At 65.1% G+C, this 16,586-nt stretch carries 15 protein-coding genes; 7 read left to right on the top strand and 8 right to left on the bottom strand.

What is annotated here, in order from left to right:
- Position 1 precedes the first annotated feature (1 nt).
- On the bottom strand, positions 2-1,156 hold the full coding sequence (gene crtY, locus H3309_RS11770; protein ID WP_182294887.1) for a lycopene beta-cyclase CrtY: 1,155 nt from the start codon (positions 1,154-1,156) through the stop codon (positions 2-4).
- A gap of 45 nt (positions 1,157-1,201) precedes the next feature.
- Between crtY and H3309_RS11775 the strand changes: the two genes are divergently transcribed.
- The 3 genes from H3309_RS11775 (at position 1,202) to H3309_RS11785 (ending at position 3,414) form a co-directional block, all read left to right on the top strand.
- Positions 1,202-1,951 carry a sterol desaturase family protein gene (locus H3309_RS11775; protein WP_182294888.1) on the top strand — a complete coding sequence of 250 codons (750 nt, stop codon included), beginning with the start codon at positions 1,202-1,204 and terminating at the stop codon, positions 1,949-1,951.
- Between the two features lie 92 nt (positions 1,952-2,043).
- A complete protein-coding gene (locus H3309_RS11780; RefSeq protein WP_182294889.1) occupies positions 2,044-3,063 on the top strand; it encodes a nuclear transport factor 2 family protein in 1,020 nt (339 codons plus the stop codon).
- Positions 3,064-3,144: 81 nt separating this feature from the next.
- Positions 3,145-3,414, top strand: coding sequence for a hypothetical protein (locus tag H3309_RS11785; protein ID WP_182294890.1), 270 nt, complete (start codon positions 3,145-3,147; stop codon positions 3,412-3,414).
- 84 nt (positions 3,415-3,498) lie between these two features.
- Here the strand turns inward: H3309_RS11785 and H3309_RS11790 are convergent, their stop codons facing one another.
- The 4 genes from H3309_RS11790 to H3309_RS11805 all read right to left on the bottom strand — a co-directional run bounded on the left by H3309_RS11790 (position 3,499) and on the right by H3309_RS11805 (position 6,770).
- Positions 3,499-4,128: a glutathione S-transferase family protein gene (locus H3309_RS11790; RefSeq protein WP_182294891.1), complete on the bottom strand. Its 630-nt coding sequence runs from the start codon at positions 4,126-4,128 to the stop codon at positions 3,499-3,501.
- Between the two features lie 63 nt (positions 4,129-4,191).
- The gene (locus H3309_RS11795) at positions 4,192-5,340 is read right to left on the bottom strand and encodes an RNA polymerase sigma factor (RefSeq protein WP_398398289.1); all 1,149 of its coding nucleotides are present in this window, start codon (positions 5,338-5,340) and stop codon (positions 4,192-4,194) included.
- 69 nt (positions 5,341-5,409) lie between these two features.
- Positions 5,410-5,745: a YciI family protein gene (locus tag H3309_RS11800; protein WP_243453713.1), complete on the bottom strand. Its 336-nt coding sequence runs from the start codon at positions 5,743-5,745 to the stop codon at positions 5,410-5,412.
- Between the two features lie 140 nt (positions 5,746-5,885).
- Complete coding sequence (locus H3309_RS11805; protein ID WP_182294893.1) at positions 5,886-6,770, bottom strand: substrate-binding domain-containing protein; 885 nt, start codon at positions 6,768-6,770, stop codon at positions 5,886-5,888.
- Between the two features lie 122 nt (positions 6,771-6,892).
- On the opposite strand from H3309_RS11805, the gene H3309_RS11810 reads away from it, so the two are divergent.
- The 4 genes from H3309_RS11810 to H3309_RS11825 all read left to right on the top strand — a co-directional run bounded on the left by H3309_RS11810 (position 6,893) and on the right by H3309_RS11825 (position 13,951).
- Positions 6,893-8,098 (top strand): ester cyclase, encoded by a 1,206-nt coding sequence (locus H3309_RS11810; protein WP_182294894.1) that lies wholly within the window; start codon positions 6,893-6,895, stop codon positions 8,096-8,098.
- Between the two features lie 42 nt (positions 8,099-8,140).
- Positions 8,141-10,510, top strand: a complete 2,370-nt coding sequence (locus tag H3309_RS11815) for a TonB-dependent receptor (RefSeq protein WP_182294895.1) — start codon at positions 8,141-8,143, stop codon at positions 10,508-10,510.
- A gap of 118 nt (positions 10,511-10,628) precedes the next feature.
- Positions 10,629-12,695: a beta-galactosidase gene (locus tag H3309_RS11820; protein ID WP_182294896.1), complete on the top strand. Its 2,067-nt coding sequence runs from the start codon at positions 10,629-10,631 to the stop codon at positions 12,693-12,695.
- Positions 12,692-13,951 carry an MFS transporter gene (locus H3309_RS11825; RefSeq protein ID WP_182294897.1) on the top strand — a complete coding sequence of 420 codons (1,260 nt, stop codon included), beginning with the start codon at positions 12,692-12,694 and terminating at the stop codon, positions 13,949-13,951. Before H3309_RS11820 ends, H3309_RS11825 begins: the two co-directional genes overlap by 4 nt.
- Before the next feature lie 34 nt (positions 13,952-13,985).
- On the opposite strand, the gene fabI is transcribed toward H3309_RS11825, so the two are convergent.
- Genes fabI through H3309_RS11840 form a run of 3 tightly spaced genes read right to left on the bottom strand, consistent with a single transcriptional unit; the run spans position 13,986 to position 16,538 of the window.
- Complete coding sequence (gene fabI / locus H3309_RS11830) at positions 13,986-14,789, bottom strand: enoyl-ACP reductase FabI (RefSeq protein WP_182294898.1); 804 nt, start codon at positions 14,787-14,789, stop codon at positions 13,986-13,988.
- Positions 14,737-15,633 (bottom strand): YihY/virulence factor BrkB family protein, encoded by an 897-nt coding sequence (locus tag H3309_RS11835; RefSeq protein ID WP_182294899.1) that lies wholly within the window; start codon positions 15,631-15,633, stop codon positions 14,737-14,739. The genes fabI and H3309_RS11835 overlap by 53 nt, the downstream gene beginning before the upstream one ends.
- A complete protein-coding gene (locus H3309_RS11840) occupies positions 15,630-16,538 on the bottom strand; it encodes a DnaJ C-terminal domain-containing protein (RefSeq protein ID WP_182294900.1) in 909 nt (302 codons plus the stop codon). Before H3309_RS11840 ends, H3309_RS11835 begins: the two co-directional genes overlap by 4 nt.
- Positions 16,539-16,586 lie beyond the last annotated feature (48 nt).

Consider the following 16,586-nt stretch of genomic DNA (forward strand, 5'->3'; position numbering starts at 1 on the left):
TCTATCCCCTCAGGATCGCCGCCAGGCCGCGGTGGATCGGAATCGGCGGTTTGCCGGTGAGAATCCGCACCTTGTCGCGCCAGTTGGTATGACCGGCGTAGAAGCGCTCGATCAGCGAGGCGTCAAGCTTGTAGAATCGGTCCAGAATGCGCCAGCGCTCGTCAGGTCGCGCACCGCGGAATAGCATCTTGTTGAGAACGCGAAGGAAAGCCTGGTCCTGCCAGCTCTGCCGGGCGTGGTCGCGGATGGCGCGGTCCAGCGTCGCACCGCTGAGTTCGGGGAGGGTAGCGACAAGGTCGGCGACGCGGACGGCATGCGGCAGGCTGTAGCCCGTCACCGCGTTGAACAGCGCGGCGTTCATGCCCGACGGCGCGATGCCGGCGGCGCGGCTGGCGAGATGCGCGGTGATGTCACCGCCGATGGCGATCGGCAGCACGCCCTTTTCCGTGCGCAGCGTGCGCGCGATCCGCCAGCCTTGCGATGCCGCATAGGCATGGGTGCGCTGCTCCAGCGTCGCCGCGCTCAGCTCGGGACCGTCGGTATAATAGGTGTCATAGATCAGGCAGCTGGTCGGCCCGAACGGCAGGGTATAGACGAAGCGATAGCCGTCATGCTGGTCGACCGTCGCATCCATGATGATCGGGTCGTTCAGCCCGTGCGGTTCGGCCAGTTCCACTTCCAGTCCGACGAATTTCTGCCAGCCGAGGTCGAGCGCCGGTGCGCCCCCCTGCCCGCGACCATCGACAACCGCGTGGGCGGAAAGCACCCGCTGGTCGCCCAGCGTCACGCTGTCGGGCGTCACATGAACGATCGGTACACCGGTGAAACGGCAGTTCGCTGGCAAAACGTCGCACAGCGCCGCATGCAGCAGCGGCGACGTGGCGCTGTAATAGCCGTTGTGCAGGGTCCGGCTGTGCGTGGGAAAGCGCACCGTGTAGCGTTGCCAGCGATGCGCCACCAGCGGCGCGATCCAGTCATGCTGCGCCGGCGTCAGGTCGCTGGCGAAAAAACTCCAGGTGTGGTTGCCGCCGAAATGCTCGCCAGCCTCCACCAGCGCCACGCGCAAATCCGGCCGCACCTGCGCCAGCCGCAGCGCGATCAGGCCATTGGCCAGTCCGCCACCGGCAAGGATCAGGTCGAAATCGGGCTGCGTCACCGGCTGCGCCTAGCCGCTTTGGCCCGGCAAGGCTAGAAGATGCGGATGGCACCGACCCTGATTGCGACAATGCTGCTGATGAGCCTGATCGTGGCCTTGCGCTATCTGGCGCTGTCGGGGCTGTTCGCGGCCATCACCGCGCGCGTGCGGCCGGGCCTGTACCGCCCCGCGCTGCCGGCCAAGGCGGCGCGGATGGCGCGGCAGATCCGGCGCGAGATCGGCTGGTCGCTGCTGAGCGCGGTGATCTATGGCGCGCCGGCGGGGCTGGCGGTGTGGGCTTGGCAGGCAAAGGGCCTGACCCTCATCTATACCGATCCGATGCACCATCCGCTGTGGTGGCTGCCTCTCAGCGTCCTCGTCTATCTGCTGGCGCACGACGCCTGGTTCTATTGGACGCACCGTGCCATGCATGGATCGGCGAAAATCTTCCGAACCATGCACGCGGTGCATCACGAAAGCCGCCCCCCCACCGCCTGGGCGGCGATGGCCTTCCACCCGACGGAGGCGCTGTCTGCCGCCTGGCTCTATCCGGTGATGGTGTTCCTCGTCCCCATCCATGTCGGCGCGCTGGGCGTGGTGCTGGCGATCGCCAGCTTCTTCGCCGTCACCAACCACATGGGCTGGGAGATTTTTCCGCGCCGCTGGATCGACGGCTGGCTGGGGCGCCACCTGATCTCCGCCAGCCACCATCACCTGCACCATGGCAATTATGGCGCCAATTTCGGGCTGTATTTCCGCTTCTGGGACCGCTGGATGAACACCGACGCCGGCATCAGCCGCGAGTTGCTGCGCTAGCGTGACCCTGTAGAGGCCGCTCCGGCGGCGAGCTTGCGCCGGCCTGAAACTCCTCTATCATTTTATCCGGAATCGGAAGAAAGCACGGGTCGATGATGGCGCATGATGCGGGCCGCACGAAAAGGCGGATGCTGGAGGGATTGCGGGCGCTGGCGCTGGCCCCCGTGGATGCCATCGACGCCGCGGCAGGGGCCATTTTCGCCCCCGATGCCGGCTATCTCGGCGCACATCCGGTGAACCAGCTGCAGGGAATCGCGGCGATTGCCGCGCATGTCTGGCGCCCGCTGAAGCAGAGTTTCCCCGACATAGAGCGCTATGACGATATCTTCATGAGCGGGCATTGGCAGGGCCATGACTGGATTTCGGCCACCGGCTATTATTACGGCAGTTTCGAACGGGACCTGTTTGGCATCCCGGCGCACCAGGGCTGGGCCTATCTGCGCTTCGGCGAATTCTACCGGATCGTGGAGGGCAGGATCGTCGACGGCTACGTCATCTTCGACTGGATCGACCTGATGCGCCAGGCCGGCGTCAATCCCCTGCCGCCCGCGCGCGGGATCGAGGGGCTGTGCCCGGGGCCATCCACCCGCGACGGGGTGATGCTGGCGACCATGCCCGCCGGGCAGAGCGCGGCCAGCCTCGCCTGTGTGGAACGGATGATTTTCGAAGGCATGCACGGCTTCGACGGCGTGGATCATTCGACCATGAACATGGACCGTTACTTCACGCGGAACCTGATGTGGTACGGCCCGGGCGGGATCGGCACGACGCGCAGCTTCGACGGTTTCATGCGCTTTCACGAAATCCCGTGGAACGAGGCCTTCCCGGATTTCCGCGGCGGCAACCATGTCGCGCGTTTCGGCGATGGCGACTATGTCTGTTCGACCGGCTGGCCCTCGATCCGGGGCACGCATAGCGGCAAGGAACTCTTCAGCGTGCCCGCCACCGGCAAGCCGATCACCATCCGCGTGATGGACTGGTGGCGCGCGCAGGACGGGCTGCTGATCGAGAACTGGATCTTCATCGACATTCCCGAACTGCTGATGCAGCTGGGCTATGACCTGTTCGCCCGCATGCGCGAGCTTGGCGACCGGCGGCGCGGGCGGGCGTGACGGCGGGGGCAACAGGGTTCGGGTGAAACAGGGCGCGGGTTGGCGCGTTGAACGCGGGGATCATCTGGAGCCTGGAGGACCATGGACGCTGATTTGGATTCGATGGATCGCGCCGCGCTTCTCAACGAAGTGAAAAGGCTGCGTCAGGCCATCCGGGAGCATCGCGACGCCTCCGGGCACGACCTGTGCTGGCATCACCCCAGGCTATGGTCGATGCTGCCCGAGCCGGTTCAGCCGCACATCGAGGTGCCGGAATGGCCGCAATTCCTGCGGGGATGCCTGGCCTACCGCCAATCGCTCGATCAACAGGCTGCTGATGCGCCAAGGATCACGGCGGAGTATGGGCGTTAGGGACAAGTATTGGTCGTTCCGAAATACCCGCCACAGTGCCAAATGCGGAGGTCAGCAACCGCTGTCAACGACCGTTTGGTTCAATCACTGGCCGGGTGGCGGTGGCATTGTCGCCAATATGCTGGACCTTGCAAGGCCGCGATCGACGTAGGAGCTGAGGCGCCGCCTCGCACTGATCATCGCTCCGCCTTCGGGTAAAGTGCGCGCATAAAAGAGGATTGGAAACAGATAAGTGTCGCTGCGCGTAAAGGCTTCACCGCCTAGCTTACCTGCTGCAAAGCTGTCGTCGAGAATGTCAAGCGCCGCCTCAACCTTAGGCAACAAGATGTCAATGGCGGTACGGTCAGGCGCGCCGCCAGCACCCTGCGGAAACATGTAGGCGAACAGATATTGACGGATCAGCAGCGGTTCGATCGTGGTCGCAATGATTGACGTCCATTGCGCATCGTTGAGTGCGGCTTCGCGTGTCGTAGGAACCAGAGGCGGCCCTTCGAATGTCTCATCAATATAATCGATAATGGTGCGGGATTCGCAGAGCGTCACATTGCCGTGGCGGAACACGGGCAATTTCCCGAACGGGTGAATGGCGTTAACCTCGGCACTGTGCGGTGGCGCGACCACCAATTCATGTGCGATGCCTTTTTCGGCGAGTGCGATGCGCACTGCCCAGACAAAATTGCTCTGTGGCAGACCGATGACTTGAACTTGCGACATCTGGCTTCTCCTTGGGTTTCGAAGCCATGACGTTGGAGTAGGCCAGATTGGGACAGGCCGTTTTCAGTTAGCCAGCGCCGCGCGCCGGGCGAGCAACCAACTGCGCACTTCAGGCTGTGAGGCGAGGCCCGCCGCCCGTTGATAGGCATCGGCAGCCTCCGACGCCTCCTCGAGCGCCGCAAGCACATGCGCGCGGGTGGCCCAATAGGGTTGATGAGCGGCAATCCTCTGGTCTTCGATGGCATCAAGAGCGGCAAGCGCAGCAGCGTGATCGCCGGTTTGTGTCAGCGCAGCAGCGCGGGCGACACGCGCGCCGACGGTCGGGGCGAGCGCCAGCAGGCTGTCGTATAGGTGGAGGATTGTGTCCCAGTCGGTTCGCCCGCTGCGGCGGCGATTGGCATGAACCGCCTGGATCGCCGCTTCGAGCTGAAAGCGGCCCGGCTGCGCCATTGCACCGGCGGTATGCAGCCATTGCTCGGCCCTGATCGTCGCTGCCTCATTCCATGTGGTCAAATCCTGTTCACCTAGTGGCACATAATGGCCTTGCGTTGCCATCGATGGCCGCGCCGATACGAACAGCATAAGCGCATAGAGCCCGAGTGCTTCGGGTTCCTCGGGCACAAGATAGACCACCAATTGCCCTAGCCACAGTGCCTCACCTTCCAGATCGGCCTGACGCGAGGCGTCGCGGGCAAGCGTGAAAGCGGCATAAATGGCATCAAGCAAGTGCGCGAGACGTGGCGCCAAGTCTTCGTGACCAGGCACGGCGAAGCCGATGCCGCTCGCCGCCAGCTTGACCTTTGCCCGGACGAGTCGCTTGGTCATCGCAGCGGGCGAAGTGAGAAAAACCGGTGCCATCCGTTCGGCGGTAAGGCCCAGTACGACTTGGAGCATCAACGGGGTCCGCGCCGCCTCTTCGATGGCCGGATGCGCGCAAGCGAGCATCAGTCCCAACCGCTCGTCGGGAAATAACAGATCGGCGTTCATCATCGCTTCCGCCTCTTCGTGCATTCGCATGAGTTCGGCTTGCGCGGCATCGTGCCGCATGCGTCGACGAGAGCGATCGATCGCGCGGCGCCGGGCGACCGTCAGCAGCCAGGCCTGCGGATTGGCGGGAACACCGTCCTGTGGCCACCGCTCAAGTGCTGCGACAAGCGCGTCCGCCAGCATGTCCTCGGCGGTCGCAAGGTCCCCGGAGCGAGCGGCAAGCAATGCAAGTACGCGACCATAGGCCTGCCGCGCTTCTGCCTCGACGCTTGCCCGGACGCTAATCGCCCAAACTCACATCTGCATAACGGGCCGCACCTCGACCGCGCCATAAGATGCCGCCGGATTGCGCGCCGCCCATTGCAGCGCGGTATCGAGATCGGGAACCTCGATGATGTAGTATCCGCCCAATTGCTCCTTGCTGTCCGCATAGGGCCCGTCTTGAATGTCGCGCTGGCCGTCACGGATGCGCAGCGTCGTGGCTTTCGAGCTTGATTCCAGCGCGTTGCCGCCGCGCATCACGCCGGCATCGATCATCGCTTTGGTATAGGCGCCCCATGCCTCCATATCGGCGTGAACTGCAGCGCTGGCGTCCCCCGGCTGTGCCGAAGGAACGATATTGAGGATCATATATTGCATGGGTGTCTCCTTTCTATGCCCATGACGCGCAGCGCAAGCCAATTGGGACAGCTTGGATTTCGATTCCTCTACTCATGTTCGGCAGCTTTCTTCTGGCCAACGCTCAATAGCCGACGTTTCGAAATCCCCGACTAACCCGTCACCCGCGTCGGCACCGGTCGTTCCAGCCTGGCGCTTTTGCCCACAATCAGTTCGCCGGCGAACAGGCGGGTTTCGGGCTGGTGGTCGGGGTGCTCGATGCGGTCGGCGATGGCCGCCGCGGCCGCTTCCGCCATGCGGCGCAGGGGTTGCCGCATCGTCGTCAACTGATAGGCGGGCCAGCGGGCGATGCCGATGCCGTCGAAGCCGACGAAACTGATCTGCCGTGGCACGCGGATGTCGAGCGCGCGTGCGCGTTCCATGGCACCGATCGCCATGGCATCGTTCGCGGCGATGATCGCGGTCGGTCGCCGGGGCACGCGGGCGAAGATGCGGTCAAGCGCATCCTGTCCGGATTCGTAGGAAAAATCGCCGGGTTCGATCAGGATTTCGCGCGCCCGGCGCTGTTCCAGGGCTTCGACCGCGCCTGCCACGCGCTCGCGGCCGACCAGCGAATCGGCGGGGGATGAAATGATCCCGAAGCGGCGATGCCCGGCATCGATCAGCCGCATGGCGATCGACCAGCCGCACTCGCGGTGGTTGCAGCTGACGACATTGGCCCGCACGCTGGGGGTGAAACAGTTGTAGAGCAGTAGCGGCAGGCCGGCCTTCTCCAGCGCGAACACCTCCGTCAGCGAGGGCAGCGCCGCGGCGATGACACCGACGATGCCGACACCCGCCACATGGTGCAGGGCGGAATCGACATCGCCCTCATGCTCCAGGACCGACAGGACCGCGCGATAGCCGCGCCGCTCCAGGCGCCCCGCCAGCTCCGGCAGCAGTTCCGGATAGGCCAGCATGGTGGCGCGCGCGATCAGCAACGCCACCTGGCCCCGGCTGCCGCCACTGTTCGCGCTCTTGTCCCGCACCAATGCCATTCTCCCGATGCCATTGTTTCGGGTCTGGCGAGCCCTGGTCAAGCCTTCGCAACAAATCGGTTGCGTCCGGGCGGCAATGCGTGCACATTTTGTCCGAATCCGGATAAATTGAAGGATGAACGATGGCTTTGGCCGATCATGATCTGGGCAGCAGGACGCAGGGCAACAGCTCGTCGCGGCCGGTGAAGCTGGCGGAACCGCTTGAGAATCCTGTGGCGAATCCGCTGCGCATCGCCCGATCGGCGATGCCGGACGGTTATGACATCGCGCTGCGAAAATCCGTCCGCGGTGGGACGGATTCGCTGCTGCGCCCCGATCAGGGCCAGCGCCGCCAGCCGATGCGGGGCTTCGAGGAGCAGTATGTCGACATCATCGACTACATCGTCCGCATCACCCACCGCATCTGGGAAGAAAAGGACATCGGCTACATCTACGACACCTATCGGCACAATTGCCGGGTGACCGATGACGCCGGGCTGCAATATGGCCGCGACAAGATCGTTGCCGACACCGTCCATACCGTGAACGCCTTTCCCGACATCCGCCTGTACGCGGACGAGATCGTCTGGGCGGGGAATGAGGACAGCGGCTTCTTCACCTCCCACCGCACTGTCATTACCGGCACCAACACCGGCTGGAGCCGTTTCGGCCCGCCGACGGGCAGGAAGATCACCGTCTGGTGCATCGCCAACTGCCTGGCACAGGACAATGAGATTTTCGAGGAATGGGTGATCTACAACCAGTCCTCGATGCTCCAGCAGCTGGGGTTCAACCTGTTTGAAAAGGCGCGCGAATTCGGTGATGCGCGCGTCCGCGATGCCGCGCCGAAGCTGCTGCCGAGCGAGCCGACGCGGCTTGCCGGGCAGGGCAAGCCGATCCATCTGCCCTCAGCGCCCGCGGGCTTCGACATCGAGGACGCGGTGCGGCGTGCGCATCACTACAGCTGGAATTGGCGCAACATGGCGGCGCTCGACCGGCTTTATGATCCGAACCTGGTGTTCCACGGGCCGACCGACCGCGAGCTGCGCGGCCTGGCCGCCTACAAGAGCTTCATCCTGAGCATGATCGCCATGTTCCCGGACATCGCGACCCAGGTCGATGAAATCTACTGGATGGGCAACGACGTGGACGGATACCTGACCTCGGTGCGCTGGTCGGGCGTCGGCACGCACCGCGGCTTCGGCGTCTATGGCCCGCCGACCGGTCGCCAGGTCCGCATCTGGGGCATCCTTCAGCAGCATATCGTCCGCGGCAAGGTCGTGGAGGAATGGATGATGTTCAACGAATTCGACCTGCTTCAGCAGATCATGGCGTCGGAGCCGATCTAGCCGCCGATCACCGAACGAGACCAAAAGCAAAGGGGAATGACGATGAAGAGCAGACTCACGGCCTTGCTGATCGGAACGTCGCTTCTGGCGGTCGCCGCGCCGGCCACCGCCCAGGCCCCCGCCCCCGCCCCGGCGCCGCAGGCATCGGCCGATGGCCTGGACGACATCGTCGTGACCGCGCAGCGCCGCGAGGAGCGGCTGCAGAATGTGCCGATCGCGATCAGCGCCTTCACGCAGGAGGAGCTGACGAAGAATGATGTGCGCGACATCAGCCGCCTGGCGCAGTTCACCCCCGGCTTCAATTTCGGCCAATCCGGTTTCGATACCCGCCCCGCGATCCGCGGCGTCCGTACCGACAGTGTCGACGGCAACGGCGATCCGACGATCGGCTTTTACATCGACGACGTTTATCAAAGCCTGGCGGTGCAGGCGTCCGCGCCGATCGTCGATGTGGCGCGCGTGGAAATCGCCCGCGGTCCGCAGGGCACGCTGTTCGGCCGCAACACCTTCGGCGGCGCGATCTCCATCGTCAGCGCCCTGCCCACCAACGAGCTGGAGGGCGGGTTCGATCTGACCTATGGCAATTATGACCGGATCAAGGCGACCGGCTATATCAGCATCCCGGTCAGCGACAGCTTCGGCATCCGCCTGGCAGGGTCGCGCGAACGGCGCGACGGCTATGTCATCAACGTCAATCCCGTGGCGCGCGGCAACGATCTCTACAGCCGCGATTCCGACTTCATGCGCAGCACCGCGCGCTGGACGCCGACCGACAGCCTGGAGGTGATCGTGCGCGGCACCTACTGGCGCGAGGGCGGCACCGGGGCGGGGGCGTTCGGTTACAAACAGGGCGGTGTCATCGCCAACCCGAACGTCACCCCTGAGACCGCGGGCGTGCGCGGCGGACGCGGCCTTCTGACCGGCACACCGCTCTTCTTTTTCGCCGGCGCGCCCCGAGACGGCATTCCCGACATCAACGGGGTCGACATCGGCAGCCCCGATTCCCCCGACCCCTACAGCTGGGTGGGTGAGTTCCGCCCGTCCGCGGCGTTGAAGCAATATGCCGGATCGGGGCAGATCCGCTGGTCGAACGACAGCATCTTCGTGCGCTCGATCACCAGCTATCAGGATTTCAAATATCAGAGCAATGCCGGTGAAGCACGCGGCTCCCCGCGCACCGAATATGTCGCGATCCGCAATACCCGGACCTTTACTCAGGAGCTGCAGGTCGGCAGCGTCACTTCAAAGCCATTCCAGTGGATCGCCGGTCTATATTATCTCGACGATAAATATTATGACTCCTTCTACATCAACGATCCGGGCTATTTCTTTCAGTCCGGGCAGACCATTTCCACCAAGTCATATGCGGCCTATGGTCAGGCGTCGCTCTATCTCAGCGACATGTTCCGGATCACCGCCGGCGGGCGCTACACGTCGGACGAGAAGAATTTCATCTACAATGAGCTTTATGCCGACACGATCAGCCCGTTTCCCTCGGCATTCACCAACCAGGCCGCCTTTCAGGCCTATCGCTGCCCGGGCGCCAGCCTGAATGCCACCTGCTTCCCGGCGGCCTTTCCCGCCAAGGGAACCTTCAAGAAATTCACCTGGCGGCTGGGGGCAGAGGCGTTCCTGACGCCTGAAAACCTGCTTTATGCCAGCGTTTCGACCGGCTTTCGCTCCGGCGGCTTCAACGGCGCCAGCCTGAACAACCCCAACCTGCCGGCGGCCTTTCAGCCGGAGAATATCACGGCCTATGAAATCGGATCGAAGAACCGGTTCGCGGGCGGAACGATCCAGCTCAACGCCTCGGCCTATTACAACCAGTTCCGGAACCTCCAGTTGCAGAACCAGTTCTCGATCCCGGGATCCACGGTCTCCTCGTCGGGAGTCCTCAACGCCGGTTCCGCGCGCGCCTATGGCCTTGAACTCGAAGCGGTGGTGCGGCCGATGCCGGAATTGACGCTGAATGCAACGGCCGCGCTCGTCAACGCGCGCTTCACCGACTATCGCTTCCGCGGCCGGCCCTCGACCTTCTATCCCCTGCAGGACATCAACCTGTCCGGCAATTCGCTCGGCCACACGCCGGACTATAAGTTCACGGCCGGGGCGAGCTATGACTTCGTGATCCCCGGTTTTGGCACGATCACGCCACGTGCCAGCGCGGTGTTCTCGGGTAAATATTTCAACACCGATTACAATACGGTGATCGATGTGCAGCGCGCCTACACCACGATCGATGCGGGGCTGGGCTGGAAATCGGAAGATCAGCGGTTCGGGCTGGAGGCCTTCGTGACGAACCTCACCGACAAGGCGGTGCTCAACTATGCCGCCTTCGGCTCCCAGACACTGCTGACAAGCTATGAGCCGCCGCGCTTCTATGGCATCCGGTTTAGCTTCAAAAGCCGCTGACGACCAGGCGGAGGGTGGTTTTCCGCCGGAGGGACGCACGACAACAAGGGCCTGAACCCGCATCTCGATTGCCGTCGAAATGCAGTATGGCCCGGGCCGGCGGAAAGGGGAGAGGCGCGTGAGACATGGGTTGGGCCGGGTTCGCGCACTTCTCGCCGGCGTTGCGCTGACCGGTGCGCTGCTCGGTGCGCAGACCGTGGCGGCGGCGCCACCCGCCTCGCAACCGGTCTTTCCCTATGGCGTTTCCTGGTATCCCGAGCTGTGGCCGGAGGACAGCTGGGGCAGCGACCTGGCAGCCATGAAGCGCGCGAATATCAGTTTCGTACGGATGGCCGAATTTTCCTGGAGCAGGCTGGAGCCCGAGGAAGGGCGGTTCGAGTTCGGCTGGCTCGACCACGCGATTGCCCAGGCGAAGGCGGCCGGCATGAAGGTCGTGCTGGGCACGCCGACCGCCGCGCCGCCCGCCTGGCTGACGACAAGATATCCCGATACGCTGCTGGTCGAAGCCGACGGGCAGCGCGCGCGCCATGGCGGTCGACGGCACTTCTCCGTTGCCAGCGGCACCTATCGCGCCAAGGCGGCGGGGATCGCGGCCAGGCTTGCCGAACGCTATGGTCATGATCCTGACGTGCTCGGCTTCCAGATCGACAATGAATATGGCCGCGACACCTTCGACCCCGAAATGCGATCGCGTTTCCAGACCTGGCTTCGGGCGAAATATGGCACGCTCGCCGCGCTGAACCGCGCCTGGTACACCGGCAACTGGAGCGTGAGCTACAGCGACTGGGCGCAGGTCGACCTGCCCCGCCCCTTCGATTTCCCCGGCCATGTCGTCGATGGCAAGCGTTTCAAGAGCGACATGTGGCGCGACTATCAACAGGCGCAGATCGACGCGATGCGGCCGCACCTGTCGCCGGACAAGTTCATCACGCACAATTATGTGTCGAAATACAGCGAGTTCGATTTCAGCGTTCCGGCCCGGCGCCTCGATCTCGTGTCGTGGGATTTCTACAGCGAGGGCGAACGGCTCGACCCGCCTGAAGGCGCGCTGATGAGCGGCCTGTACCGCGGCTTCCTCAACAGGAACCCGTGGGTGATGGAATCGTCAGCCGGCAACATCGTCTTCGTCGACCGCAACTTCACCCAGCAGCGCGGCGAGGTGCGCGCGATGGCGTGGCAATCGATCGCGCACGGGGCGGACGGCTACGCCTATTGGGTGTGGAAATCACCGCTGGGCGGCAACGAACAATTTCACGGCTCGATGGTCGATGCCGGCGGCCGCGACCGCCCGGTGTTCGCCGAAATCGCACAGGCAGGTGCCGAGATCAAACGCGCCTGGCCGGTCCTGCGCGGCTCGAATCCGGTCGCGGAGGTCGCGTTTCTCCACGATTATCCCAGCCGCTGGGCACTCGAACGCCTGCCGATGACCCGCGACTATGATCCCTGGAAGGTGCAGGTCGATCTTTACCGCGCGGTCGCGCCGGCGGTCGGCGGAATCGACGTGCTGGGCACACCCGAGTCCCTTGCCCGCTATCGCCTCGTCGTCGCGCCCACGATGCACATGATCAGCGCGGGCGCGGCAAGGGCCCTCGACAGCTATGTCCGCGCCGGCGGTCACCTGTTGGTGGGGCCGCGTGCGGGGGTGAAGGACGAGTTCAACCTGCTGTGGCAGCCGGGCGCGCCGGGGCCGCTGGGCGCATTGATCGGCGCGCGCGTCGATCATACGCAGGTGCTTGACCGGCCGCTGGCGCTGGCCGGCGCACTGGGTGAGGCGAAGGCGAATGTCTGGGCCGAACGCCTGACCGCCACCGCGCCCGGCTTGGAAACCCTGCTCAGCTACGCGCCGCGCGACGGGTTCCTCGATGGCCAGCCGGCCGTGGTGTCGCGCCGCGTCGGCAAGGGCCGCATCACCTATGTCGGCGCCTGGCTCGACGCGCCGTCGCTCGCACGGGTCGCGGCCTGGGCGGCACAACAGGCGGGCGCGAAACCGCTGATCGCCGGCGTGCCCGGCGGCGTTGAAATCGCCGCGCGCGAAGGGCCACTGGGGCGTACGACGGTGGCGATCAACTGGACCGATGCGGATCAGAGTTTCGCCCTGCCCGCGCCGATGCGCGACATCGTCGACGGCACGACCAAGGCGCGCGTGACGCTGCCCAAACACGGCGTCGCGGTGCTGGTGCGATGACAGCCGCTGCCCCGTTGCGCCGTGCCGATCAGCTGCGGCGCGGCGAACAGGTGGCGATCTATTGCGTCATGCTGATCGCCAGCCTCGGCTATAATTTCAGCTTCATCCTGGTCGACTATATCCGCCCGTTCCTCCGCAACGACGGGGTGATGACCTTCGCGCAAACCGCACAGCTCTACACAGTCCAGGCGTTGGGGGTGATCATCGGCTCGTTCGCCATCCCGCCGCTGGTGGCGCGCCTGGGATCGAAAAACGTGCTGATCGGGTCGAGCCTGCTGCTCGGACTGTGCACCTTTGCCAATGAAGTCGTGACCGGCTTCGCACCCTGGGCGGCCACGCGCTTCATCGTGGGGATCGTGCTGCCGGGCTGTTACATCGCGTCGGTCACGATGCTCGCCAACCTGTTTCCGCCGCGCGCCCGCGGCCGGTTGCTCTCGGTCAACATGGCGATGTTCTCGGTCTCGCTGATGGTGTTCGGGGCGCTGGGATCGGCGATCGGCGGCGAGTGGCGCTGGCTGGTGCGCGTCGCCGCGATCCTGCCGCTGGTGGTTGCCGTGGCAACGCTGGTCTTCCTGCCCGACGACCGCAGGTTCCAGGTCTATGCCAATGACGACCAGTCGGGCGCGGACAATCGCGCGCGCGGAAGCTGGGGCGAAATGTTCGCCTCGGCACGGATCAGGCTGACGGCCGCATGCCTGGTGATCGCCGGCCTCAATTTCAGCGCCTATCAATTCTACAGCGGCTTCATCACTACCTATCTGAAGGATGTGCGCGGTTTCTCGAACGAGCTGACCGGCCTGTTCGTCACCGTGGACGGCATCGGCACGCTGGTGGGGACGGTGATCTGGGGCATCATCGCCGACCGCTACGGCCGCCGCGCGAACCTGTGGGGCTTCGTGCTGGCGGCGGTCGCGATCGGGGCCCTGCTGGCCGCCCCCACGATCGTGCCGCTGCTGCTGGCGATCGAGCTTTGCTATGCCATCGGCCTGTCGTGCACCAACTGCTGGGCCGCCTATTTCGCCGAGCTGTTCCCGGTGCGGCTGCGTTCGATGGGCACGTCGCTCTTCCATGGCGGGCACATCGTCTCCGCCTTCGCGCCCATCCTCGTCACCGTCGTTGCGGCGCAGGCACCGCTGGCATTCGGCATGGCGCTGGCGCCGCTCAGTTTCCTGATCGCGGCCGCAATCTGGTTCGGCCTGCCCGAAACGCTGCGCCGGGCCCGCGGCTATCGGGGGTTCGATCCGGAGACGCCGTGAGGGCGGCCCGCCCGACCCCGCCCGTCAGCCGATGCTATGCTAGCGCAATATCGGGCGCATCCTCGGCCTTCATGCCGATCACATTGTATCCGGCATCGACATAATGCACCTCGCCCGTCACCCCGCTCGACAGGTCGGAGCACAGATAGAGCCCGGCACCGCCCACATCGTCCAGCGTGATGTTGCGGCGCAATGGGCTGTTCAGCTCGTTCCACTTCAGGATGTAGCGGAAATCGCCGATGCCGCTCGCCGCCAGCGTCTTGGCCGGCCCCGCGGAAATCGCGTTGACCCGTACCTTGTCGGGCCCCAGGTCCATGGCAAGGTAACGGACGCTCGCCTCCAGCGCCGCCTTCGCCACCCCCATGACATTGTAGTGCGGCACCACCTTTTCCGCGCCATAATAGCTGAGCGTCAGCAGCGCGCCGCCATCCGGCATCATCGCCAGCGCACGCCGGGCGACCGCGGTGAAGCTGTACACGCTGATGTTCATGCTGGTCAGGAAATTGTCGAGGCTGGTGTCGACATAGCGCCCGCGCAGCTCATTCTTGTCGGAAAAGCCGATGGCGTGCACCAGGAAGTCGATGGTCGGCCAGCGCGCCGCCAGCCGGGCGAAGGCGGCATCGATGCTCGCCATCTCGCCGACGTCGCAGTCGATCAGCAGGTCACTCCCCAGGCTCTCCGCCAGCGGCCGCACCCGTTTCTCCAGCGCTTCGCCCTGATAGCTGAAGGCGACCTCCGCGCCGTGCGCGCTCAGCGCCCGCGCGATGCCCCATGCCAGCGAGCGGTCATTCGCCACCCCCATCACCAGCCCGCGCTTGCCCGCCATCAATCCGCTCATGCGCGCTCCTTTCAACCACCGCCCTTAGCGCAGCATCATGCCGCTGCGCCAGCGCCGCATTCAGTTCCGCGCCCACGACAAAGCCGAACCCCACCACATAGAAAAACAGCAACGCCACCATCACCCCCGACAGCGCGCCATAGGTCAGTGAATAGCCGCCGAAACTCGTCAGCAGCCACGGCATCAGCGCCGTGGCCCCCACCCACACCAGCGTGGTCGCCACGGCGCCCGGCCAACTGGCATGGTGGCGAAACTTCCGCGGTGTCAGCAATTCGAACAGCGCCCACAGCGCCAGGAACAGGATGACCGGCGGCACCAGCCGCGACAGCCCCAGCCAGCCCGCCACGCTGTCCGCCATCGGCAGCAGCCGCAGCACGAACTGCAACGCCGCCGTCAGGATGATCTGGCTGGCAAAGGCCAGCAGCATCAGCAGCACCGCCAGCAACACCGCGCCCATGCTCAAGAGCCGTGTCTGCCAGGGCGGCCGCGCCGGCGGCACGCCCCAGGGCCGCGCCATCAGGTCGCGCAACGTCTCAACAAAGGTACTGACCGTCCACAACGCCACCAGCGCGCCCAGCGTCAGCAGGCCGCCGCTCTTGCCGCCGATCACCCCTTCGATCGCCGGCCCCAGCAGCGTCGCCACATCGGGCGGCACCGCCTGGAAGAACGCCTCCAGCGCCGCCGCGCCGGCCTCCGTCCGGCCAAAGGCGCCTCCCACCGCCGCGAGCAGGATGAACAGCGGAAACAGCGTGACCAAAGAGAGGTAGGCAAGGTTGCCGGCATGGATGAAGCCGTCCCGAAAGCAGTTGCGCGCAACATCCAGCAACAGGCGGGGCAGCTTCATACCCCGCCGAACGCCTCTCCCCGCACGCCGGTTGCCCAGGCCTGCAACGCTTCCAGCGATTTTTCCTCGGCGGGCAGCGCCAGCAGCAGCCGCACGATGGCATCGCCGCGGCTGCCATCCTTGCGCGTCCAGCCCTTGCCGCGCAGGCGCAGCAGCCGCCCGCTGCTGGTGCCTTCCGCCACGTTCAGCATCACCGCGCCATCCAGCAGCTCGGCGCGCACCTTGCCCCCCAGCACGGCATCCGCCAGCGGCACCATCACATCCAGGCGCACATCGTCGCCGGCGCGCTCGAACCGCGCATCCGGACTGATGGCCAGCGTGACGATGGCATCACCCGGACCACCCGGCCCCGGCTCGCCCTTGCCGGCCAGCCGCATCTTCTGTCCGTCCTCCACGCCCTTGGGAATGGCGAGATCGATGGTCTTGCCATCGGCCAGCGTGATCCGCTGCGGCCGCGCCAGCGCCGCGTCGACGAAGGGAACCGCCAGTCGATAGGCCCGATCCGGGCCTTTCGCCGGCGGCTGCCGGAACCCCGCGCCGCCGAACGGGCTGCCCTGCTGCCGGAACAGCTCGGAAAAAATATCGCCGGGATCGCCGGAAAACTCGAAACCGCCCGGCCGCTGCCGGAAGCCGCCGCCACCGAAACCACCGCCGAAACCCCCTCCCGGCGCGAACCCCTTCGGATTGCCCTCGCCATCGATCTCGCCGCGGTCATATTGCGCGCGTTTCCCGGCATCGCTCAACAGTTCATAGGCGCTGCTGACCGCCTTGAACCGCTCCACCGCCTTTGGATTGTCCTTGTTGCGGTCAGGATGCAGTTCCTTCGCCAGCTTGCGATAGGCGCGCTTGATCGCCTCCGCATCCGCCGACTTCGCCACGCCCAAAACGCTATAGGGATCCGCCATCGCACGCCTCATCCGGCAACAACCGTTGCAAATATATCACACATATAG

This window comes from Sandaracinobacteroides saxicola, assembly GCF_014117445.1.
GTDB lineage: Bacteria > Pseudomonadota > Alphaproteobacteria > Sphingomonadales > Sphingomonadaceae > Sandaracinobacteroides_A > Sandaracinobacteroides_A saxicola.